This window comes from Streptomyces malaysiensis subsp. malaysiensis (genome assembly GCF_040653035.1).
GTDB classification, from domain to species: Bacteria; Actinomycetota; Actinomycetes; order Streptomycetales; family Streptomycetaceae; genus Streptomyces; species Streptomyces malaysiensis.
In genome coordinates this window covers 57,432-78,648 of sequence record NZ_JBEZNG010000025.1, presented here as the reverse complement: position 1 = coordinate 78,648, position 21,217 = coordinate 57,432, and the positions used below count along the sequence as shown (strand labels likewise).

14 protein-coding genes and 3 pseudogenes are annotated in these 21,217 nt (G+C 68.6%); 6 read left to right on the top strand and 11 right to left on the bottom strand.

The features are described 5' to 3' along the window. Positions 1 to 9: 9 nt before the first annotated feature. A complete protein-coding gene (gene pglY / locus AB0E24_RS36095; protein ID WP_359383579.1) occupies positions 10 to 3,849 on the top strand; it encodes a BREX-2 system ATPase PglY in 3,840 nt (1,279 codons plus the stop codon). Further along, entirely contained in the window at positions 3,849 to 6,653 is a 2,805-nt protein-coding gene (pglZ, locus tag AB0E24_RS36090; RefSeq protein ID WP_359383575.1) for a BREX-2 system phosphatase PglZ, read from the top strand. The genes pglY and pglZ overlap by 1 nt, the downstream gene beginning before the upstream one ends. 303 nt (positions 6,654 to 6,956) lie before the next feature. Here pglZ and AB0E24_RS36085 read toward each other — a convergent pair. Both AB0E24_RS36085 and AB0E24_RS36080 read right to left on the bottom strand, forming a co-directional pair. Further along, positions 6,957 to 8,041 (bottom strand): annotated as a pseudogene (locus AB0E24_RS36085) (integrase core domain-containing protein). Between the two features lie 240 nt (positions 8,042 to 8,281). Further along, a complete protein-coding gene (locus AB0E24_RS36080; protein ID WP_359383572.1) occupies positions 8,282 to 9,367 on the bottom strand; it encodes an integrase core domain-containing protein in 1,086 nt (361 codons plus the stop codon). A 62-nt stretch (positions 9,368 to 9,429) separates the two neighbouring features. Here AB0E24_RS36080 and AB0E24_RS36075 point away from each other — a divergent pair. Further along, a pseudogene (locus tag AB0E24_RS36075) lies at positions 9,430 to 9,648 on the top strand (integrase); the annotation flags it as partial. Positions 9,649 to 9,820: 172 nt separating this feature from the next. Further along, positions 9,821 to 9,943 (top strand): hypothetical protein, encoded by a 123-nt coding sequence (locus tag AB0E24_RS36070; RefSeq protein WP_359383662.1) that lies wholly within the window; start codon positions 9,821 to 9,823, stop codon positions 9,941 to 9,943. Between the two features lie 18 nt (positions 9,944 to 9,961). Here AB0E24_RS36070 and AB0E24_RS36065 read toward each other — a convergent pair whose 3' ends face one another. From AB0E24_RS36065 to AB0E24_RS36045, 5 genes and pseudogenes are all read right to left on the bottom strand, one after another. Continuing rightward, complete coding sequence (locus AB0E24_RS36065) at positions 9,962 to 10,390, bottom strand: PIN domain-containing protein (protein WP_359383568.1); 429 nt, start codon at positions 10,388 to 10,390, stop codon at positions 9,962 to 9,964. Then, complete coding sequence (locus AB0E24_RS36060) at positions 10,387 to 10,662, bottom strand: hypothetical protein (protein WP_359383565.1); 276 nt, start codon at positions 10,660 to 10,662, stop codon at positions 10,387 to 10,389. The genes AB0E24_RS36065 and AB0E24_RS36060 overlap by 4 nt, the downstream gene beginning before the upstream one ends. A gap of 826 nt (positions 10,663 to 11,488) precedes the next feature. Further along, positions 11,489 to 12,363, bottom strand: a pseudogene (locus AB0E24_RS36055) (helix-turn-helix domain-containing protein). Continuing rightward, positions 12,341 to 13,603 (bottom strand): transposase, encoded by a 1,263-nt coding sequence (locus AB0E24_RS36050; RefSeq protein WP_359383562.1) that lies wholly within the window; start codon positions 13,601 to 13,603, stop codon positions 12,341 to 12,343. The pseudogene AB0E24_RS36055 and the gene AB0E24_RS36050 overlap by 23 nt, the downstream one beginning before the upstream one ends. Next, a complete protein-coding gene (locus AB0E24_RS36045) occupies positions 13,576 to 13,917 on the bottom strand; it encodes a transposase (RefSeq protein ID WP_159452411.1) in 342 nt (113 codons plus the stop codon). Before AB0E24_RS36045 ends, AB0E24_RS36050 begins: the two co-directional genes overlap by 28 nt. A 393-nt stretch (positions 13,918 to 14,310) precedes the next feature. Between AB0E24_RS36045 and AB0E24_RS36040 the strand changes: the two genes are divergently transcribed. Both AB0E24_RS36040 and AB0E24_RS36035 read left to right on the top strand, forming a co-directional pair. Next, positions 14,311 to 14,829 carry a Pycsar system effector family protein gene (locus AB0E24_RS36040; protein ID WP_359383558.1) on the top strand — a complete coding sequence of 173 codons (519 nt, stop codon included), beginning with the start codon at positions 14,311 to 14,313 and terminating at the stop codon, positions 14,827 to 14,829. A 27-nt stretch (positions 14,830 to 14,856) separates the two neighbouring features. Continuing rightward, entirely contained in the window at positions 14,857 to 15,582 is a 726-nt protein-coding gene (locus AB0E24_RS36035; RefSeq protein ID WP_347234853.1) for a Crp/Fnr family transcriptional regulator, read from the top strand. A 189-nt stretch (positions 15,583 to 15,771) separates the two neighbouring features. On the opposite strand, the gene AB0E24_RS36030 is transcribed toward AB0E24_RS36035, so the two are convergent. From AB0E24_RS36030 to AB0E24_RS36015, 4 genes are read right to left on the bottom strand one after another with little or no spacing between them, the layout of a single operon-like run. Further along, entirely contained in the window at positions 15,772 to 17,439 is a 1,668-nt protein-coding gene (locus AB0E24_RS36030; RefSeq protein ID WP_359383554.1) for a hypothetical protein, read from the bottom strand. Next, on the bottom strand, positions 17,436 to 18,779 hold the full coding sequence (locus AB0E24_RS36025; protein WP_251772828.1) for a protein phosphatase 2C domain-containing protein: 1,344 nt from the start codon (positions 18,777 to 18,779) through the stop codon (positions 17,436 to 17,438). Before AB0E24_RS36025 ends, AB0E24_RS36030 begins: the two co-directional genes overlap by 4 nt. Further along, positions 18,779 to 19,459, bottom strand: coding sequence for a vWA domain-containing protein (locus AB0E24_RS36020; RefSeq protein WP_069869086.1), 681 nt, complete (start codon positions 19,457 to 19,459; stop codon positions 18,779 to 18,781). The genes AB0E24_RS36025 and AB0E24_RS36020 overlap by 1 nt, the downstream gene beginning before the upstream one ends. 31 nt (positions 19,460 to 19,490) lie before the next feature. Then, complete coding sequence (locus AB0E24_RS36015; RefSeq protein WP_232637239.1) at positions 19,491 to 21,215, bottom strand: hypothetical protein; 1,725 nt, start codon at positions 21,213 to 21,215, stop codon at positions 19,491 to 19,493. Positions 21,216 to 21,217: the final 2 nt, after the last annotated feature.

Here is a 21,217-nt window from a genome sequence, read left to right as displayed (position 1 = left end):
ACTTAAGACATGGCAGCGAACCCCGCAAACGGCAACCTCGGCACCCCCCTCCTCCGCGAGCTGATCAACATCAAGCCGGAGGTGTCCAGCTCCGACTACGTCCTCCAGCTCGCCGACGCCACCACCCCCGACGGTGCCGAGAAGGCCCTGGCCGATTACGTCGTCACCGACGACCTCGTGCAGCACTTCAACGAGGCCCTCGGCCTCATCAAGTCGGCGGTGGACAGCCACTCCTCGAAGGCCGCGTATCTGCACGCCTCGTTCGGTGCCGGTAAGTCGCACTTCATGGCCGTACTGCACGCCCTGCTCAACCAGGCCCCGGCGGCTCGCGACAAGACCGATTTCGACCCGGTGTTCGCGAAGAACGGGTGGCTGCAGGACGGCGACCGGCGGTTCCTGATGGTGCCGGTGCACATGCTCGACGCCAAGTCGATGGAGCAGCGGATCCTCAGCGGATACGCCAAGCGGATCAAGGAGCTGGAGCCCGACGCGTCGACCCCGCGGGTCTACCGCAGCGATGCCATGTTCCGCGACCTGCAGTCCATGCGGGAGCGGCTGGGCGATGAGGATGTGATCAAGTTCCTGGCGGGTGCCGTGCCTGCCGAAACCACGGGCGAGTGGGGCGAGTTCGGGGCCGCTTTCGGCTGGACCTCCGAGCTGCTCGATGAGGCCATGGCCGCCGAGGAGCTGGAGGTCGGAGAGGAGTTCAACCCCGCTGACCCGTCCACCCCGGGGGAGCTGCGGGCCCGGCTCGCCCAGGACACGGTCAAGGTGCTGCCGGGCTACGAGGAGCGCGCCGTCGAGCAGGACGGCGGCTTCATCAGCCTCGACCGGGGCCTGTCGGTGATAGCCCAGCACGCGAAGAGTCTGAACTACGACGGGATCGTGCTCTTCCTCGACGAGCTGATCCTGTGGTTCGCCTCTCGTATCTCCTCCTCGGAGTTCGTATCCCGCGAGACGGCGAAGATCACGAATCTGGTGGAGGGTGGGGACGAACGCCGGGCTGTCCCCGTCGTGTCGTTCATCGCTCGCCAGCGCGACCTTCGCGACCTGGTCGGATCCGCTGAGGACGGGGGCCGCTACCAGCGGGCCATCGTCGACAACCTGGAGCTCGCCTCGGGCCGGTTCGACCGCATCAGCCTGGAGGACCGCAACCTTCCTCAGATCGCCCACGCGCGCCTCCTCAGGCCGCTGTCGACCGAGGCGAATGCGGTGATTGGGGAGGCTTTCAAGAAGGCGAAGTCCACCAACGCCAAGTTCTGGGACGAACTCCTGGGCGGCGACGGGAACAACGTGGGCGCCACGGAGACCGCGTTCCGCTTCACGTACCCCTTCTCGCCGGCCTTCATGGACACCCTCGTCCACCTGTCCTCGGCCCTTCAGCGCTCGCGCACCGGCCTCAAACTGATGGGTGAACTCCTCGCCACGCGGCGCAATCTGCTGCGCGTCGGCGAGCTGGTGCCGCTCGGCGACGTCTGGGCGCTGATCTCGGGCGGCGGCGACAAGCCGTTCACCGACGAGCTGCGGGCCGTGTTCGAGGAGGCCGACCGGCTGTACCGCAACCGGATGCGCCCCTACCTCCTCGACCAGTACCGGGTCACCGAGGAGCAGGTCGCGGCGTACCAACAGGACCCTGCGGCCATCGAGGACAGTGACCTCTCCCGCAGGCTCAAGCAGTTCACCGACGACGACCGCCTGATGTCGACCCTTGTCCTGTCCGCCCTCGCGCCCGCCGCGCCCGCCTTCCAGAACATGACGGTCAAGCGGCTCCTGGCCCTCAACGCCGGCACCATCAAGGCGCTCCTCCCCGGCGGCGAGATCCCCGCCCTGATCAACAAGTTGAAGGAGTGGGCGGGCCGGATCCCCGAGATCAAGCTCGCGGGCGACGGCGTGGCGATGACCGTACGCCTGGAACTGACCGGTGTGGACATCGACTCCGTCGTCCGCAACGGCCGCGAAGCCTTCGACAAGCCCCGCTACCGCCACGACGCCGCTGTCGAGCTGCTGCGCTCGGAGTTCGCGCTGACCGCGGCCAAGGGGCAGGGCGGCTTCGACGCCTTCGACACCCTCGACTTCACCTGGCGGGGCAGCAAGCGCCGTACCGAGGTCGTCTTTGCCAATATCGCCGACCGGGAGGACACGCCCGACTCCACGCTCACTCCCACCGACGCGGAGACCTGGCGACTCGTCGTCGATCTTCCCTGGGACGAGGGGGAGTTCGGGCCGCGCGAGGACCTGAACCGGATGAACAGCTTCTGGGAGCGGCACCCCGAGGTCCAGCACTCCCTCGCCTGGGTGCCCACGCATATGACGACGACGATGTATGCGGACTTCAACCGGTACGTGATCATCAAGCGGATCCTGAACAGCGGCAGTGACTTCGACAGCCGTTTCGCCGCCCACCTCGGCCCCGACGACCGGGTGCGGGCACGAGGGCTGCTCACCACGCAGGCCGACACCCTGCGCGACCGGGTTCTCACCGCCTTCAAGCAGGCGTACGGCCTGGCGAAGAAGCAGGAGGGGGACGTCCTCGACGACTTCTCGGACCACATCGCCACCAAGCCGGGCGCGACCACGCCCGCGCTCGGACTGAGCGCCGCCCCGCGCGATGCGATCCGCGACATCGCGGGCAAGATGTTGGCCTGGCAGTACCCGGCCCACCCCGACCTCGGCGCACAGGCCGTCACGCCCGCCCAGGCGCGTACCGTCCTCGGATACATCAGCGAGGCCGCCGGGGCCCGCGAGGGCAAGGCGGAGATCGCGCGCGGAGACCAGGGGCTGATGGAGACGGTCGCACAGCCGCTCAAGCTCGGCACGATGGGGGAGAGCTACTTCACCCTCGGCGGGTACTGGCGCGAGCACTTCAACCGGCTCGCGAAGAGCGACCCGGACGCGGACATCGGCTACGGCTCGCTGACCGCATGGATGGACGAACCGCAGCGGATGGGGCTCGCGACTCACATCCAGCAGCTCGTCGCGGCCGCGTACGGCGAGATGGAGGACCGGGTGTGGGTCATCGGCGGGGCTCCCGTCGCCGACCTCAAGCTGGGCGAGATCAAGGACAGCTGGGCGTTGCGCCGCCAGCCCCTGCCCTCCGAGCCGGACTGGGAGATAGCCCGCGCGCGCTACGAGAAGATCTTCGGCAAGAAGGCCCCTGTGCAGCTGCGCGGGCGGATCGTCAACTCCTTCGCCGATCTGGTGCGTACCCACGTCGACAAGCTCTTGCCGGCCAGTCGCGAGCTGGTGGCCGAGCTGGAGCGGCGAGCAGACTTCCTCGGCCTCGACGACACCGCCGTCACAGGGCGTCTGCACACCGCACGCCGCGGTCTTGCCCTGCTCGAGGAGCTGCTCGCCGAGAAGGGCCGCGGGGCCAAGCGGGTCGTCGAGGCCCTCGCCGCGTTCGGCTTCGGCGAACTGACGCCGGAACGGCTGGGCTCATCCGTCACGACGGCGGACGCGGTGGCGTCCGCCCTGCAGAACGCCTCCTGGGACGTGCTTGAACTCGGCACGGGCATGGACGCCCTCACCACCCTCCAGGAGGACGCGCGCGAGGACCAGTTCAACAGGAAGCTGCAGGACTCCCTGCCCCGTGCCCAGCGGGCGATCACCCAGGCCCTGGCCGTCCAGCGGCAACAGCAGCAGCGGACCGAACCACCGGCTGCCACCCCGGCCTCGCCCACCCCCGACCAGGTGCCGCTGACCACCGACACCTCGCACCCGAAGGTCGAGACCACTGCCCGTACGGGCTCCGTGCAGGGCAGCGCTGCCGAGGTCGAGCAGGCCCTCCACCAGGTGGCGGCCGCGCATCCCGGCAAGGCCATCGAGATCACGTGGAAGGTGGTCGACTGATGCCTCAGGCCGGCCGGGGCCTCGCCCGCCTCACGCCCACCGCCGTCGCGAAATACCTTGCGGGTCAGCGCGCGCTGCTCAAGGGCACCCAGCAGCCGGACGGCGACACTCGCCAGGTCGTGCTCCTGCGTTCGGCACCCATGTGGGAGGAGCAGCCGATTCTGTCCTGGAACGGCGGCCGGCGCGCACGGGTGGCCACCGCGCCGTCCGTGCTCGCCGTCTACCAGGAGGCGCTCAGCCACCTCAACGCCCCCGGTCCTGGTTCGGTGGAAGACCCGTCCCTGCTCGTCCTGCTCACCGACCGGGAGGACGCCGAACTCGACCCCGGCATCCTGGTCCGCGCGTACCGATACGCCATCCAGCACGTCGACAACTGGGACCTCATCCGCGAGACCTTCACCGCCTCCGGTATCGATCCACGGCTCAGCGACGAGACCTGGGGGGTGGCCGAGGCCCTCCTCGAAGCCGCCCCCGCGGGCGGCTGGCCCGGCCTCAACCGGCAGGTCCTGTCCCGTACACACGCCCTCGCCGCCCTCGCACGGCGGCGGCTGCTGCTCGACGCGGAGGCCCAGCTCGACATCGACACTCTGCTGCTGTGGAGCCGCACCTCCTCCGAAGGATCGCGTGCCTACCGCGCGCTGCGCGACGGGGAGCGGGCCGGGCTGCGGCGCTTCCTCGCTGAGGTGGACCAGGCCGGTCCGACCGCCGACGCCCTTCTGTCGATTACCGAGCACGACGAGCCATCCGTCGCTCTGCCGTTCGGGCTCGTCGCCGCCGCGCTGTGGCAGCACGCCCCGGCCAGCCCCGAGGTCTTCCGGGCGCGCGGCCGAGCGGAGAACATCCTCGGCCGCGAGTTCACCGACGAGGCCATGCGGCGCTACGGGGAATCTGCCGAGAACCTCGTCGCACGCAACGCACAGCTCCTCGCCGAGGTCACCCCGGACGCCGAACGGCTCGCCGGCCATCTGGGTGCGACCGGGGCCGTACGACACAGCCCCTACCTGCCCGCCGGACTCGAAGCGCGCCTGGCCGCCGTGGGTTCGGCGATCGCCGGTCGCGATCTCGACGCCTGCCGTACGGCGCTGCGCGCGGTGCAGGCACACCACCTTGCCGAGACGGCCCGCACCCGGATCGGCCGCGCCCGGATGGCCGTGCGCCTGGTGCAGTGGCTGGCCACCGAACCCGTATGGACACCAGACACCGTCGCGGACGCCCTGGCCCACTACAACGCAGAACTCTCCTGGGCCGACCGTGCGTTGGAGCACCTGGAGGCGGGCGGCGATACCGAGCCCGCGCTGTCCTGTGCCTACGATGCGCTCGCGGCTGACGTACGTAAGGTGCGGCGCCGCATGGACCGGGCCTTCGCCGAGCAGGTTGCCGAGTGGACTGCGGCGGGTACCGCTCCCGGCTCGATGCTGACGGTCGAGACCTTCCTCGAGCGGGTCGCGAAACCTGTGGTGAAGTCCCAACGACGGCTGATGCTGCTCGTCGTGGACGGTATGAGCGCCGCGCTCGCGGGACAACTCGGCGAGGAACTCGCGGCGAACTGGACCGAGTACGACCCCACCGGCGAGAAGGGGATGTCGCCCACCCGCCAAGCGATGGCTGCTGCCCTGCCCACCGTCACCGCCGTCAGCCGCACCACACTCCTCACCGGCAAGCTGCAACGCGGCGACCAGAAAACCGAGAAGCGTGAATTCCCGTCCCTGCGGCTGTGGTCGGGGCACAAGGCGGCTGTCTTCCACAAGGACGACCTCCGTCCCGCCAGCACCGGTGGACGCTTCGGGCCCGACCTGGAGGCGGCGCTGGCCGACGACGCGTCACACCTCGCGGTCGTTCTCAACACCGTCGACGACGCTCTGAAGAACGACGAACGCCTCGACGAGTGGGACTGGACGATCGGCGACATAGAGGCCATGACCCCACTCCTGGACGAGGCCCGCCGGCGGGGCATGGCCGTACTGATCACCAGCGACCACGGGCACGTACTGGAGCACCGGGGTGTGAAGGTCCCCACCCCCGAGGCCGCCAACGCCCGCTACCGCGTCGTCCCGGACGATGGTGCCGAACCACTGGTCAGCGAGGCGGAGACGGTGCTCGCCGGCCCACGAGTGGTCGGAGGCCCCATCGTCGCCCTGTGGCCGGCCGACACCCGCTACACGATCCGTGCCGCCGGATACCACGGGGGAGTGCACCCGGCCGAGTTCACGATCCCTGTGCTCGCGTACCTGCCGGACGGTGCGACCGAGCACCTCCCGCCAGGGTGGCGGCAACTCACGGACACGTACGAGCCGCTCTGGTGGAAACTGGACACGACGCGCCTGCGCACGACCTCGGCACCTCCCTCCGCGGAGACCCGGACGACACAGGCGACGAAGTCCAGGCGTACCCCGAAGAAGTCCGCTCCACAAGACACGGGTCTGTTCGAGATCGCGGTGTCCCCCAAACCCGCCGAGACCGAGGGAACGCTGCTCGACGTGGAAGCTCAGTCGCCGGTGGAGCAGCTCCTGGACGGACTCTTCGCCTCCCAAGCCTTCAGTGACCAGCTCGCTCTCCTCCCACGCAAACAGGATCTGGAGAGACTGCGCCAGGCCCTCGCAGCGCTCTGTGAGAACAACACCCTCCCTCTGACAGCTGTGGCCGCCGCCGCCGGCATGCCACCGACCCGGGCTCGCGGCTACGCCGCCGTCCTCACCCAGCTCCTGAACATGGACGGAATCCAGGTCCTCGAACTCCTCCCTGACAACAAGACGCTGAAGCTCAACCCGACGTGGCTGAAGGCCCAGTTCGGGCTTGGGGAGTAGGTCCGTTGCGGGCCTCACCCTGCACGGAACCAGCTGTACAAGGCTCCTTGGCCACTGTCTTGAGCGACCGACCGAATACTGCCTTCGTGCCCTGACCACGTGCGCTGCTCAGCCCGAGGCGCTCCGATGCTCCGGCGTGAAGCTCACTTGCGGGCCGGCGTGGAACTCACGTGCGAGGCGTCCACATCGACATCGTTGGTGCGGACCGGGCCACGACTGCCAAGGAGCCGTTCTTCGTTAGCTCCATCAAGTGGCTCGAGCAGTCGCCTTTCGTGTCCTTGCCGAGAACTTTATCCATACAGGTCAGGCAGCATGGTGATATTCGTGGAGGAGGCTGCCGAGGTGGCCGCGTCGTCGTATGTCGAGGTGGGTTAACTTGTCCGGATCGGTGATCGGTGAGGGCAGCGGGTGCATTGGCCGAGCGTTCGCGATGCCCTGGTGGGGCCGATGAGTGTTGTAGAACTGCTCGAAATGCCGGAGTGCATGGAGGAGGTGGCGCTGGTTCCAGATCAAGGTCCGGTCCAGGAGTTCGTGTCTGCAGGTTTGTACCCACCGTTCCGTGATCGAGTTCATTCGTGGCATCTGGATGACCTCGATCCCCGCGTCTTTGAGGACGCCATCGAACATTCCGGGGAACTTTCCGTCCCTGTCCCTGATCACATGAACCGTGCCCGGGAGCTTACGTCCTCGAGGTCCATGACCAGGTTCTTGGCCGCTTGCGTCACCCAGGAGGTGGTCGGGTGTGCGGTGGCGCCCAGGACACGGATGCGGCGGGTGCTGTGCTCGATCACCGCGAGTACGTACATCCGCGCGCCGGACAGGGTGACCGTCTCAAAGAAGTCGCAGGGCAGGAGGGCGTCGGCTTGGGAGCGCAGGAAGTCGGCCCCAGGTGCTGGAGCTCCGGTCGGGCGCTGGATCGACGCTGGCGTCCTTGAGGATCTTCCAGACGGTCGAGGCGGCCACCTTTACTCCCAGCACGAGCAGCCGTGAAGACGCCGGTAGTCCCAGTTTGGATTCTCCCTCGCCAGGCGCAATACCAGAGTCCGGATGGAGTGCACGGTACGAGGCCGACCGGGTCGCTTCTGCTGTGATGCGGCGGCATGCCGGCGTCTTGCGAGGTCGCGATGCCAGCGCAGGACCGTGTCAGGACGCACGAGCAGCCGCACACGCCGCAGAACCGAGAACGGCAGCCGGTGCAGCAGCGCCGCCATGAACGCCCGATCGCTCGGGCTGAACCGGGCTTTTCTGCTGCCGAGTTGGCGTTTCAGGACCGTGATCTGACGGCGCAGGGCCAGGATCTCCGCGTCTTTGTCCAGGTCGCTCATCGGCAGGAGACGCAGCAGCGCGAACGCGTTGGTCACGGCCAGGTAGGCCAGTCGTAGCAGCACGGTCGATCATCATGACGCGTGGACCGCCGACTACGCGAGAGCGCCTACTTGAGCGACGAGGCCGACGACCGCCAGTCCAGGTGCAGCCCTCCGACCAGGGCGGGTGACATTCTCGGCAAGCGCAGCCCCAGTATGAACAAGGCGATACCGGGAGTCGGCCGCCGACTGGTCAGGCAGTGGCTGCCACGAACGACAGGTGGACCATTACCCCTGTGGGGCTCGAATAATCGTCGCTCCTGGTCAAGCGGCATAGCTGTACTCGTTGATCACGCCGCCGAGGATGCGGGTATGCAGGACTCGTCGGCTGGCTGGTTTCAGGACCGGAGGTGGTTGTTGGTGGGTCTGGGGAGGTAGTTGGTGTCGGGCTCGGTGGGGGCGGTGTGTGTTGTAGTGCCTCTGGTATTCGGCCAGGACATGGCGGGCGTGAGCTTCGTCGAGGATGAGTATGTGGTCGAGGGCTTCTCGGCGGAGGGTGCCGATCACTCGTTCGCAGTGGGCGTTGGCTTTCGGCGCGCGGACCGGCGTCTTGATGATCTCGATGTCCTCGGCTTGGAATACGGCGTCGAAGGCGTCGGTGTACTTGCTGTCGCGGTCTCGGATGAGGAAGCGCAGTGAGTCCATGCGTATGCCGAGGTCGGTGGCGAGGTTGCGGGCTTGCTGGGTGGTCCAGGCCGCGGTCGGGTGTGCGGTGACGCCGCCGATGTGCAGGCGCCGGGTGTGGTGCTCGAGGAAGATCAGGGCGTACAGGCGTTGCAGGCTGATGGTGTCGATGTGGAGGAAGTCGCAGGCGATCAAGCTGGTGGCCTGCGCTGAGAGGAACTCGCGCCAGGTTGGGCCGGTGCGGCGTGGTGCAGGGTCGATTCCTGCGGTGTGGAGGATCTGCCAGACGGTCGAGGCGGCGATCGGGTGTCCGAGCCGGGCCAGTTCACCTTGAATCCGGCGGTGGCCCCATTGGCTGTTCTCGCGGGCAAGGCCCAGTACGAGGTCCTTGACGGCGGCCTGCGTGGGCGGCCGTCCGGGACCGCGGCGTTGTCGCGAGTAGTCCCAGCGGTGGGCAACGAGTTTGCGGTGCCAAGCCAATAGCGTGCCGGGCGTGATGGGGAAGACCTTTGCCCAGCGGCGGCGGGGGATTAGCGAGGACAGAGAGGCGAACCACAGGCGGTCCGCGGGTCCGTACCGTACTCGCCCTTGTAGTTGGCGTCGTAGCAGGGCGTTTTCATGGCGCAGGACGAGAAGTTCGGCCTCATTCGAGGTGTCCCGCCGTAGAAGCACCGTCGGGACGGCGAGAAGGCGTCGAGTCACGTGGTATAGAAGCGACACGATCATCTCACCATGGTCGCAGCTCTCTGCACGCCGGGTGGGGCGTTTGACCAGCAGCGATGAATAACCGAGCCCCACACGATGCCCTGCTGGCGTGCGACTTCTTCGAGACCGTCACCCTCACCGGCGCGAGGCTATATGTGCTGACGGTGATCGAGCAGGCCAGCCGTCGCATTAGGGTCCTGGGCGCGACCGCGCACCCGACTGCGGCATGGGTTGCCCAGGCGGCGCGCAATCTGGTCATGGACCTGGAGGGCGCTAGGTGCCGGGCACGTACGCTGACGCGACCGACTCCGCGGAACCCTCCACGAGTACCGACATGCCGCCTGACCAGCGTGGACATACTTTCCACCCACAGGGTTAAACCTGGGCGACTCCGTCCCCGGATTTACGGACAGAGGTGTGCGTGTCTTCCTGCGGGGTCGAGGTGTGCCGTTCAGAAAAGCGTCGCTGCATTCTGTGGCTCTCAGCGACGCTGCTGCGTTGGTCGTGGAGTCCGGGCACCCGCGCGAGGTGCTCACCAACCCCCGGCACGAGCGGACCCTGTCCGGCACGCGGATGTATGTACTCGCGGTGACCTGATTCCTGATAGACCTCTGCCTATCCCTGATAGTGCCAGGGATTAACCAGTTCGACGCCGGTACGGGTCAGGTGTTTGGTGTTGCGGCTTGCGAGGGTCCAGCGGTTGGCCAGGGCTGTGGCGGCGATGAGGGCGTCGGGTGGGTCGATGGGTTGGCCGGTGGTCTTCAGGGTCTTGTGGAGGGTGAGGTAGGCGGTCGCCTCTGGTTCGCCGATTGCGGCGATGCGGTGGCGATACTCGCTCCGTAGCGTGGTCAGGGCTTGGCGGTAGCGGGCTTGGCGGAGTGGATCGGAGGTGGCGGCGACGCCGGCTTCGATCTCGGCCACAGTGACCACGCTGAGGTAGAGGTTCGGGCTGGGCGTGGAGTGGAACCATGCGATGACGTGGGGATCTGGCTTGGGACGGGTGGTGAGCTCAGCGACGACGTTGGTGTCGAGCAGGTAGATCATTCGGGTCCCTGAGCCTCGTCGTACGATCGAGTGCCGAACTCAAGATCTTCGAAGGGGGCCTGCTGGAGGAAGTCTACGAAGCCGTCGTGTGCGGTCGTGGCCCAGCGGGTGAGCATGGCGGGGAGGTCGTCAAGATCAGTCACGGCCAGTTCGGCGTCGAAGTGGGCGACCTGGTCGGCGGGGAGAGCCTCTCTGATGTCACGGATGGTACGAAGTGGATGGGCTGACTCGGAGGAAGAAGGTCCCACGGGATGATCATGCGCTGTGCTCATGGCATCCTCCCAGTTGGTCGCTGCGCCCCCCAATGATATAGATGACTTCGCCGCTACACGCACCCACACTCTGGTGTGGTTGAACAGTCTGGTACTGCGCTGAATAGCGCAGTACGGCTAGTGATCGGCGTTGCAGGGCTTCTGAGCAGCCTCGATGCGGTGATCGGCGGCATTGCTGGGGGTCAAGGGGTCGCAGGTTCAAATCCTGTCGTCCCGACTAGCGTTTTCGCAGGTCGGAGGCCGTTTCCGCGGGTAGCGGGAGCGGCCTTAACCGTTTCCGGGCTGGGAGCAATGGGGAGCCCTCTGGGAGCCCTCGTGCTCCCAACTCGCAGACGTGTCAACGCCGCCCGGTTTGTCTGTCACCCGATCCGGTAGACGTGCGGTGCCGTACCGCACCACTGTGTGCCGTCGTCAGCTGCGGGCCCGCGAGGTCACCCCATCGATTCTGATGCTCTGTGCATCGAGAGGCATAAGGACCCTTGTCGGCTCCCGACCCCCTTTCGAGGTGGGAGCACGGAGTCGCGCTCCCCATGCGACTGGGGAGTGGAGGCTGTCGGTGATCTCTCCTGGGTGGTTTCCGCAGGCAGGCCGTGTGCGGGCACCCTGGTCGCCTCGGGCGACCTGCGCCAAGGGGCGGTAAAGCCCCTTGGCATCTGCCGGCAGATAGGGCACTCCCAGGACGCGAGCGCCGTACCCGGCTCTGGAGCGCCGTAGCGAGACTGATTGCGGGGGCCTGGTCGGAAGAAAAAGTGTGCCAAGCGAACGAGAATATGTCACCAACATGCGACGTGGTGGTTGTCCCTGCTGAATACTTCATCCGTGCAGGTCATGCTGCATGTTGGTATTCGTGGAGGATGCCGCCGAGGTGGTCGTGGCGGCGTATGTCCAGGCGGCTCAACTTGTCCGGATCGTTGATCGGTGTGGGCAGTGGGTGCAGCGGTCGGGCGTTGGCGATGCCCTGGTGGGGTCGGTGGGCGTTGTAGAACTGCCCGTACTTGTGCAGGGCGCGCAGGAGGTGGCGCTGGTTCCAGATCAAGGTCCGGTCCAGGAGCTCACGTCTGCAGGTCTGTACCCACCGTTCGATGAGCGAGTTCATTCTCGGCATCTGGATGCCGCTGAGAACGACTGTGATCCCCGCGTCCGCGAGGACGCCATCGAACAGGGTGGGGAACTTCCGTCCCTGTCTCGGATCATGAATCGTGCCCGGCAGTCGGCGTCTTCGAGGTCCATGACCAGGTTCTTCGCCGCTTGTGTTACCCAGGAGGTGGTCGGGTGTGCGGTGGCGCCCAGGATCCGGATGCGGCGACTACTGTGTTCGATCACCACGAGTATGTACATCCGCGCGCCGGACAAGGCGACCGTCTCAAAGAAGTCGCAGGCCAGGAAGGCGTCGGCTTGCGAGCGCAGGAAGTCGGCCCGCGTGCTGGAGCTCCGGTCGGGCGCCGGATCGAGGCCGGCATCCTTCAGGATCTTCCAGACGGTCGATGCGGCCACCTTCACACCCAGCGCGAGCAGCTCACCGTGCAGACGCCTGTACCCCCACTGCGGATTCTCCCTCGCCAGACGCAGCACCAGAATCCGGATAGAGCGCACCGTACGAGGTCGGCCGGGTCGCTTGGGCCGTGATAAGGCTGCATGACGGCGCCTGGCGAGGTCGCGATGCCAGCGCAGCACCGTGTCAGGACGCACGAGCAGTCGCACACGCCGCAGGGTGGGTAACGGCAGCCGGTGCAACAGCGCCGCCAGGAACGCCCGGTCGCTTGAGCTGAACCGGACCCTTCTCTTGCCGAGTTGGCGTTCCAGGACCGCGATCTGATGGCGCAGGGCGAGAATCTCTGCATCTTTGTCCTGGTCGCTCATCGACAGCAGACGCAGCACCGCGAACGCATTCGTCACACCAAGGTAGGCCAGTCGTAGCAGCACGATCGATCATCATGGCGCGCTGACGACAGCTGCGCGAGAGCGCCGGCTCGAGCGACCGCGGCCGACGGCTGTGAGGTCCGGTGCAGGCCTCCGACCAGGGAGGATGAATTCTCGGCAAGCACAAGGTTGCCTGCCGGGCCTGCCAGTCGATGCGGAAGTCGGTGGCGGCGTAGCCGCTGCGGTGCAGGGCTGGTCGGCCGCCGGCTTGCTTCACCGGCCCGATGACCTCGATGCCCTGTGCACGGGCCTGGAGGATGATTTTCGCGCTGGTGTAGCCGCTGTCCACGTAGTGTTCGGCCGGCTTCAGGCCGCGCTCGGTCAAGGCCTGGTGGACGGCATTGGTGAGCTGGTGGTCGTCCGTCGTGGCCGGTGTGGTGACCACGTGCGTGATCAGGTGGGGGAGGCCGTCGTCGCAGCTCTCGGTGAGATGCGTTTTGTAGCCGTCCCAGGCGGATCCCCGCTTGACCCCGCAGCGCGCCTCCGGATCGTGTGGCGGGACGATGCGTGCCGCTCCCGGCGGGCGTTGCTTGTTTCCGCGCCAGCGCACCCCGCGGGCGTCACGCTGGTACTCCTGGGCCCACACGGTGCGCAGAAGCACGACCGCCTCAAGGCCGGCGAGATGGGCGGGGGCCGTGGGATCGTCGAGAGTGTCGAGGAGTTCGTAGCCGTCGCCCCCGACGTTCTCTGCGAACGCGGTGCGCTCGGCCTCGCCCTTGGGCAGCCGGTAGGAGTCGGCGCGCTGCCGGTAGCGCGCGAGCCAGTCCGCGTTGACCGCGTCGGTGCCGGCCAGCCAGGCGGGGGCGGCCACCGCCAGGGCCTCCAGGGCACAGCGCATGGTCTCGGTGACGAACTCCAGCCGGTTCAGGTCACGGATGCAGGCGATGACGTAGGTGGAGTCGGTGCGGGCCCGGCCGCCGGCCCGCAGGAGTCCCCGTTTGTTGCACTGCGCGAGGATGGCGTCCAGGATCTGCTGTTCCAGGCCGTGGGCGATCAGCCGGTCGCGGAACTCGCTGAGCACTGAGAAATCGAAGCCAGGTCAGCGAGTTGGAGGCCGAGGGCGTATTTCCAGTCGATCCGGCCACGCACCGCATCAGCGGCCTGCCGGTCGGTCAGCCGCTCTGCGTACTGCATCACGCTGACCAGCGCCAGCATCCCCGGAGACACGGACGGACCGCCCCGATGCGCGAACGCCGCCACGAACTGCTCGCTTTCAAATACCGGCCCGAACTCGTCCCTGATCCGCATGGCCAGACACCCGCGCGGGAACGCGGCACGGGCAACCCTGGCCGTGGACTCAGGCACCGCGGGCGCAGGCAACGAACGCATCGACATGATCTCCCCCTCGGCCCCACGAAACAGACCCGACAACGAGCAGCGTCCAACGCACCCGAAGGTCATTTCAGGCGAACCGTCACATCGACCAACAGAGTCCCTCAGGCAACGTTCCGGTCACCTCACGGGAGGAGCCCGAACAACCTGGGCTCCTCCCCCCCCACGCAGTGCTCGCCTTCGACCGATACGCGGGTGCTGTAGCGGATTCGGCCGCGAAGAGCACCACGAGTACAAACGTCACGAACCTTCACCGCCTACGCCCGCAGGCCCACAGCGTGGTCCAGACGGAACTTTCACCACCTTTGGACTGGAGTCGGAAGTAGACGGATGGGTAACGTTCTCCTGCGTCGGCCCGGCGCACACGTCCGCCAACCACGAGGAGAAGTGCGCCCCGTGTCCGAGGGTGAGTCCGTGACCCGCGAGGAAGCGACCAAGACCGCCTGGCAAGTGCACTCCGTACTCGCCGAGTGGACCCGCACCGTGGACGCCAAGGCCTCCGTCGCCCTGGCGATGGAGTCCGCGGCACTCGCGGGCGTGGCCGCGCTGTCCGGCTCCGGACACCGGCTCGGCAGCGTCTCGGGCGCCCTGCCGAAGACGGCCCTGTGGACGGGCATGGCACTGCTCGCGCTCTCCGCCGTGCTTGCGATCCTCGCCGTTCTGCCCCGCCACAACCGTGCGGGCCGCATGCGCTCGGACCACGTCGACGACTTCATCTTCTACGGCCACCTACGGCACTGGAGCCCGGACGAGCTCGCCGACCGCCTGGGCCGACACGTCTCGCTACCCGCGCTGACCCGCCAGCTGGTCGACCTGAGCCGCATCGTGTGGATCAAACAGGGGCTCGTACGGCAGTCACTGCTCACCGCGGTGGGCGGCTGCGCACTGATAGCGGTCGCGGGCCTCACCGGTTGACGGCGGGGTGAAGTGGGAGAGGTTGGGATGACCGCGGATTTCCGAGAGGACGGCCCGCTCGGACACGGGCCCAGCCGGACTCCGTTCTGGAACCTGGTGGACGCCACGGCCCGGCAGACACTGCGCGAGTCAGGCAAGGTGACCGAGTTCACCCCCCGAGAACACCTGCTACGGCAGGACGAGTTCGGCGACCATCTCCTCGTCCTAGGCCACGGCTGTGTCAAGGTGACCACGGTTGCCGCCGCCGGCTACCAGGCGGTACTGGCCCTGCGCGGCCCAGGCGACCTGCTCGGCGAACAGGCCGCGCTGGACGGCGGGCCCAGATCGGCGACGCTCACCGCCCTCATACCGGTCCAGGCCCTGGTGATACCCGCCGAGGCGTTCCGGGCGGCGGCTCACGACCATCCCGTCATCACCGGCGCCGTCCGCCAGGTGCTCTCCGCGCGTCTGCGGGACGCCGACCGGCAGCGCACCTCGGCCGGTGCCGATCCGCTCGCCGCTCGCCTGGCCGGCCTGCTGCTCGACCTCGCTGCCAGCCACGGTCGGCGCAACTCCGACGGGGTCGTGGACATCGATCTGCCACTGTCCCAGGACGATTTCGCCGGCCTGGTACTCGGTTCCCGCAGAACCGTCAGCCGGGTCCTGGAGCAATGGCGGGCCGAGGGGTGGGTGGCGACCGGACGCACTCATGTGACCGTCCACAACGCGGATGCGTTGAAGCGGGTGCGAGAGGGCGGGCCGGCCGGGAGGTGACGGCGCAGGCCCGGGGCAACAGGTGGCGCGACCGACCGGAGTTCGCGGCACCGCGGCCCGCGGACGGCACCGCCCCGACCGCCCCGATGCAGGCGGCCGGTACGGTCCGGCCCAGGGTGCGTGGGTGAAAGGGCCGGCCGGGATCCGCGGACCGGTTCGGGGGGCTCGTGAGTGGGGCCGGGCAGTGGTTCACAGATCGGACCAGGCGAACGTCTCCAGCCCGAACTCCCGCGCGGCGGGATTCCATACGGCGACAAAGTCCTTCTTCGCCGCCGTGGCGTCGGCGCTCGCCGAAACCGCGTCCTGCCAGGCGCTCGATCCGGTCACGGCGGAGGTCGAGCAGTCGCCCGACACGTCGTCGACCACCCGTACGTAGGCCCGGTCGGCCTCCTCCGAGCTCTGCCAGGCCTTGTGCAGGCCCTGCGCCAGGTCGTCGGCCAGCTGGTCGAGGGTAAGCGCGTCCAGTTTCTCGACGAGGCCGGCCCGTGCGTCGGCCGTGTTCTCGAAGACCTGCCGGTTCTCCTGGAGGTCGCTGCAGTTCATCATCGACTGCACGGCGTCGGAGACCCCGCGGCGCCGGTCGGCGTTCTGCGCCAAGAGCGTGTGCAGCGCCTTCGCCTGCTCCGCGCGCGTGTCCGTGGACCCGATCCCGGGCTGGCCCGTGCTGTCGCTGCTGCCACCGCTGCTCCCGGAGCCACTGTGCGTCGCGATCTGCCAGAGGATCAGCGCGATGATCGCCAGCATGATCCAGAACGCGACGGCACCCGCCCGTCCCGACGAGGGCGCGCGCTGGGGTGTGTTGCGGGGAGGGCTGAAGGGGCCGGAGGGGAACGGGCCGGAGGTCTGCGGGGGAACCTGGCCGCCAACCGTGGTCCCTCGCGGGCCGGCGGGACGCGAACCCCCGGGACGCGTGCTGCCGGTGGCCGTACCGAACAGGCCCGGACCGGCCGTCGGCGCGCCCGCCGTCTGCGGCCCGGCCTGCCCGGCGGTCGGCCAGGTCTCGGGGGCGCTGTCGAAGGCGCGCCGCAGGGGGTCGAGCCAGTCACTGAGGGCGGGCCGGTCGGTGGGCGTCCGGCTCAGGCCATGCTCGGCCAGGTCGGCCACGGCACCGTCCATCCGCCGCAGCGCGGCGGCGTCCTTGCCGTGCTGCTCGTGCAGGAAGAGCCGCACCGCGAGCAGCGCGAACTTGTAACGGTCACCTTCCGGTGTCTCCGGCGCCTCGCCGTCGGGCAGCTGCCAGCCGGGCGTCTGCACGGGCTTGAGCACCCAGTCGCCGCCCAGTCCCATGGCGTCGCAGTCGATGAGGAAGCAGCTGGGCCGCGGCCCGGACAGCGAGAACAGCAGGTTCTTCGGGGAGAGGTCGCCGGCCACCACACCGAGGCCGTGCAGCCGTTCCAGGGTGTCGGCGAAGGAGAGCAACAGACCGAAGACCTGGCGAGGCGTCACGTTCCCCACCATCATGTTCACGTAGGATAGCGAGTTGAGCAGGAACTCGAAACCCGCCGCCTTCCTGTCGCCCGATGGCAAGGTGATGAAGAACTCGTCCGGGATCTGCCGCATCAGAAAGCCGCGGACCTGCGACCCCTCGGTCACCAGCGCCGCGGGCCAGGCGGCGTGCTCGGCCAGCCACTGCCCGACCGCGAGCGGCTGCTCGGGCAGGAAGGCGACCATCCGCTCCAGCGCGTCGATCCGCAACTGCCCCTGGGAGTCCGGCTTGTACTCCTTGTACGCCACCGGCCATTTCCTGTTGACCAGCCGCTTCTCGACCGCCCAGACCTTGCCCTGCCCACCGCCCCCCAACGCCGTGCCCAGCACCAGATCCGAACGGGCGATCCGCGCCGCCCCGGACCCGGTCACGGTGCCCCGCCGGAGAGCCGGTGCCGGGGCCAGACGGCGAGCAGCGTGCGGTCGTCGTCGAAGGTCTCCCGGGAGAAGTCCAGCAGATGGGCGAGAACCCGCGGCTCGGGCGGGCGCACCGCCAGCTCCGCGAACAGCTCGCCCACCATGCCGGAGCCGTCGCCGAGCGGATCACCGAAACCGTCGGTGCCGACCAGCAGGACGCCGTCGGCGGGCAGGGTGTACGACAGCGGGCGGGAACGGGTCGACAGGCGCGGCAGCGCGACCACCGCGTTGCTGGTGATCTCGCCGGGGCCGCTGTTCTTGTCTCTCAGCAGCGGGTTGAACCGTCCCTGGTGCAGGCACCACGCCGAGGAGTCCCCGGCGCGCGCCAGCGTGACGTGCATCCCGCCGCCCTCGACCGGTGCGACCGTGCCCGCCACCAAGGTCGTCGCCAGGGTGCGGTTCGCCTCCGCCAGGTCGCCCTCGTCCGGTTCCCGGCCGCGGGCCACCCGCATGAGCAGCTGATACCGGGCCGCCTGCAGCACCCGGGTCCAGTCGGGGCCCGGCCTGTCCTCACCCAGCTGCACCAGCAAGTCGTTGACCGCCGTGCGGCAGACCAGCGCGGCGCCCACGTGCGACTGCGCGGCTGCCGAGACACCGTCGGCCACGGCGAAGACGACCGTGGCCGACGGTTCGTGCCAGGCGACGACCACGTCGTCCTGCCGCGGCCGCCCGTCGAAACGGTGCTGGTCCCCTCGTACGGAGGCCAGCCGCACGGTCAGCTCTGGGGTCGACCACCCGTCGAAGAGGGTGTCCGGCCGATAGGGATCGCCGGGCGGCGGCTTGGGCTCCACGTGGGCAGCGGGCTTCCCCAGCACGACCCGCCGGTACCGGTTCGTGCCGCGCCGGGAGTCCGGTGCGGACCGGTCGGCCCCGGGCTCGGGCCTCCCCGGTGCCGCGTGCCGCGGTGTCGAGCCGTGCTGCGGCGGAGCGACGCGCGGATCCTGCGCACCCTGCAGTTCCATGCCGTGGACCTGGTCGCCGCCCTGCCGCCGGGGCGGAGCCGATCGCTGTCCGGGGTCGGGGGAAGGCGGGGGCTCCAAGACCGGCCCGTTGTATTCACGTACAACGTAAGGCTCGACCCGGTACTCGGGCACCACGTACTCGGAGACGTGCCCGGGGGGCGGTGCCGTACCACCCTCACGCGGCGCGGAGGTGTGCCTGGCCTCGGCCTGGCGCGGGTCGGGGAGCCGCTGGTCGGCGGCCCCGGCCGTGCCGGCGTCCGGCGACTCGGGCGTGTCCCGCTGCTCGTCTTCCCGTCTCTTGTTCCACTGGAAGGGCAACCACTTGTCCACCATCAGACCTCGTCGATCGCGAGGCGGAAGCCCTCCGGCTTCTCCACCGCCAGCTCGGCCTGCCGGCCGGCGGCCAGGGCGTTGGCCGACTCGACCACGCTCTTGGTGAGCGCGGTGAAGAACTTGGCGATCGCGTCGCCGAGCTGGGCACCGGGGATCGATATGAACGCGAACTTCTGCTCGGTCGCCACGGCCAGGATCGTCTCGGCCCGCGCCCCGCCAATCCCGAAGGCGATGACGTTGGGCGCCGCGCCGGTCACCTTGCGGTCGGTCAGCCGGCTGTGCGTCTGGCGCCACTCCTCGCCGCAGGTCGGCTGGCCGTCGCTGAGGAAGAACACCGCGGGGCGCAGCACCTTGTACCCCTGGGACTTGAGCGTCTGTACGTCCTGCGGGATGCGCTCCAGCAGCGCGGCGAACGCCGCGTCGTAGTTCGTGCCGCCGCCGGCCGACAGCTGTGGCAGTTCGTTCTCGCTCCTCAGATCGGCCAGCACCAGGTGTTCCACGACGCTGTTGGAGAAGCCCAACACGGAGAAACGCACCTTGGCGGCGGCCATCGGCTCCCCCAGGAGCGCGACGTGCAACGACTTCATTCCTTCATTGAGGTCGCCGACGTAGCTCGACATGGAGCCCGATTCGTCGGCGAGGACGTACACCGGCAGCAACTGCCCAAGCGTCTCGGCCATCCCAGTTCTCCCCCTTTGCTGTTCAGCCGCTCTATTGCTCCTGCGTGGCGGGCCGAAGGCCCTGCGGGCAGTCGAGTTTCAACTCCATACCGCCCGCGATCGCGCTCCGGCCCAGATGCAGCAGCGTCTGCTGCAACAGGACGGAGAACCGCACCGCCGACTGCGCGAGATCCGCGCCCTCGACGGCGACGACGCCCAGTTCGGGGCGGGAGGCGAGGCGCTGCACGACCCGCTCCCGGTCCGCTCCGATGCCGCACGCCACGACGTGCGGAAAGTACTTGTGCGCCATCAGATCGGCGTGTGCCGCCGGCCATTCGGTGTCGTCCTCGGCCTGGCCGACGGCCAGGAAGAACACGACGGGCCGCAGTACCCGGGGCACCTGCTCCTTCAGTCGTTCCGTTTCCAGCGGCACCAGGTCCAGCAGCCGCCGCAGCACCGGCCGGTAACGGCAGCCCGGCGATGTGCTCAGCCCCGGGACGCCGGTGCGCCAGGAGACCTCGGTGAGCGGCAGCACCACGTCGGCGCCGTCGGCGTAGGTGATCACCGAGAGCCGGATGGCGGCGGCCACGTCGGGGCTGTTGGCCAGCAGCGTCTGCACCGAGCGCAGCGCGTTGCCCAGGTCGGTGACGCAGCCGGCCGCGGCCTGCGAGGTGTCCAGGACGACGTACACCGGTATCAGTCCGCTCGGCGGCGCGACGGCGGCCGCCGGAGTGCTGCCGCCCCACTGCACGGGCCCGCCCTGCGCCGCCGCGGGCGCGGACGCCGAGTGGTTGGGGCCGCCGGGTGTCGCACCGGAGGCGAAGGAGGCCGACTGTCCGGCGTCAGGCCGCTCCAGTACACCCGCGACTCCGGTGCCGGGCGCGCTCGGACCGAGCACACCCTGGCGCAGGCCGGGCAGGTCGACCTCCCGTACGACACCCCGCTCGATGAGGTACTTGACCATCTCGGCGTGCCGCTGGTCCCGAATCTCATGCTGGGTGGCCTCGGTCTCACGCACCCGCGCCAGCAGTTCGAGGGCGTGCGTGGTCTCCTCGGGGTGGCGGACCAGGTGCTCGCGGATCAGGTTGTCGAAGTCGAGCCGTGTGTTCCCCAGCGCGGCCCGCTCCTCTGACTGCCGACGCCGGCGGCCGGCCGCCCTGATGTCTTCGATGCCCTCGTCGGAGTAGGTCTCCGAGCGTCTGGCCTCGTGAACGTGCACACCGAGCCTGGCCCGGCGCCGCGCCTCCTCCAGTTCCTGGATGTACCGGGCCGCGGCCTGGTCGGGCTCCATCTGGACCTTGCAGTAGTAGATGGTGATGCCCTCGGGGAGCCGGATCTCCCGGTCCAGCTCCTGGTTGACGGCCAGCTGCGCCGCCATAGCCTCGGTGATGGCGAACCGCGCGGCCTGCAGCCGGATGCGGTCGGTGAGGTATCCGTAGACGACCGTCAACGCGTCCCGTACGTTCCTGGACACCACCATCACCGGGTCGTGCACCCGGAAGCCGATGTCGATCGTGGCCTGGAACCGGTGTCCGCCGTCCTTGCAGGTCAGCGGGGTCTTGCTGACGGACGCCTGGCGCCTGTGGTCGCTGAGGTCGACGACGTAGCAGGCCCGGTTCTTGCCGAACCAGCGCTGCCCGAAGGTGCGGACGGTCTCGACCTCGAAGGGTCCGCCCTCCACCGGGTAGACGATCGCCACCGAGGGCGGCAGGTTGGGCAGCTCGCCCACCCGACTGCGGGAGATCACCCGCTCGTTGAGAATCAGGGAGACGCTCATCC

Coding starts and splice junctions, on each gene's coding strand:
- AB0E24_RS36080 (WP_359383572.1), bottom strand. CDS start 9,367: ATGATCGTGTCGCTTCTATACCACGTGACTCGACGCCTTCTCGCCGTC.
- pglZ (WP_359383575.1), top strand. CDS start 3,849: ATGCCTCAGGCCGGCCGGGGCCTCGCCCGCCTCACGCCCACCGCCGTC.
- AB0E24_RS36035 (WP_347234853.1), top strand. CDS start 14,857: ATGACCGCGGATTTCCGAGAGGACGGCCCGCTCGGACACGGGCCCAGC.
- pglY (WP_359383579.1), top strand. CDS start 10: ATGGCAGCGAACCCCGCAAACGGCAACCTCGGCACCCCCCTCCTCCGC.
- AB0E24_RS36045 (WP_159452411.1), bottom strand. CDS start 13,917: ATGTCGATGCGTTCGTTGCCTGCGCCCGCGGTGCCTGAGTCCACGGCC.
- AB0E24_RS36020 (WP_069869086.1), bottom strand. CDS start 19,459: ATGGCCGAGACGCTTGGGCAGTTGCTGCCGGTGTACGTCCTCGCCGAC.
- AB0E24_RS36025 (WP_251772828.1), bottom strand. CDS start 18,779: ATGGTGGACAAGTGGTTGCCCTTCCAGTGGAACAAGAGACGGGAAGAC.
- AB0E24_RS36060 (WP_359383565.1), bottom strand. CDS start 10,662: ATGAGCACAGCGCATGATCATCCCGTGGGACCTTCTTCCTCCGAGTCA.
- AB0E24_RS36015 (WP_232637239.1), bottom strand. CDS start 21,215: ATGAGCGTCTCCCTGATTCTCAACGAGCGGGTGATCTCCCGCAGTCGG.
- AB0E24_RS36065 (WP_359383568.1), bottom strand. CDS start 10,390: ATGATCTACCTGCTCGACACCAACGTCGTCGCTGAGCTCACCACCCGT.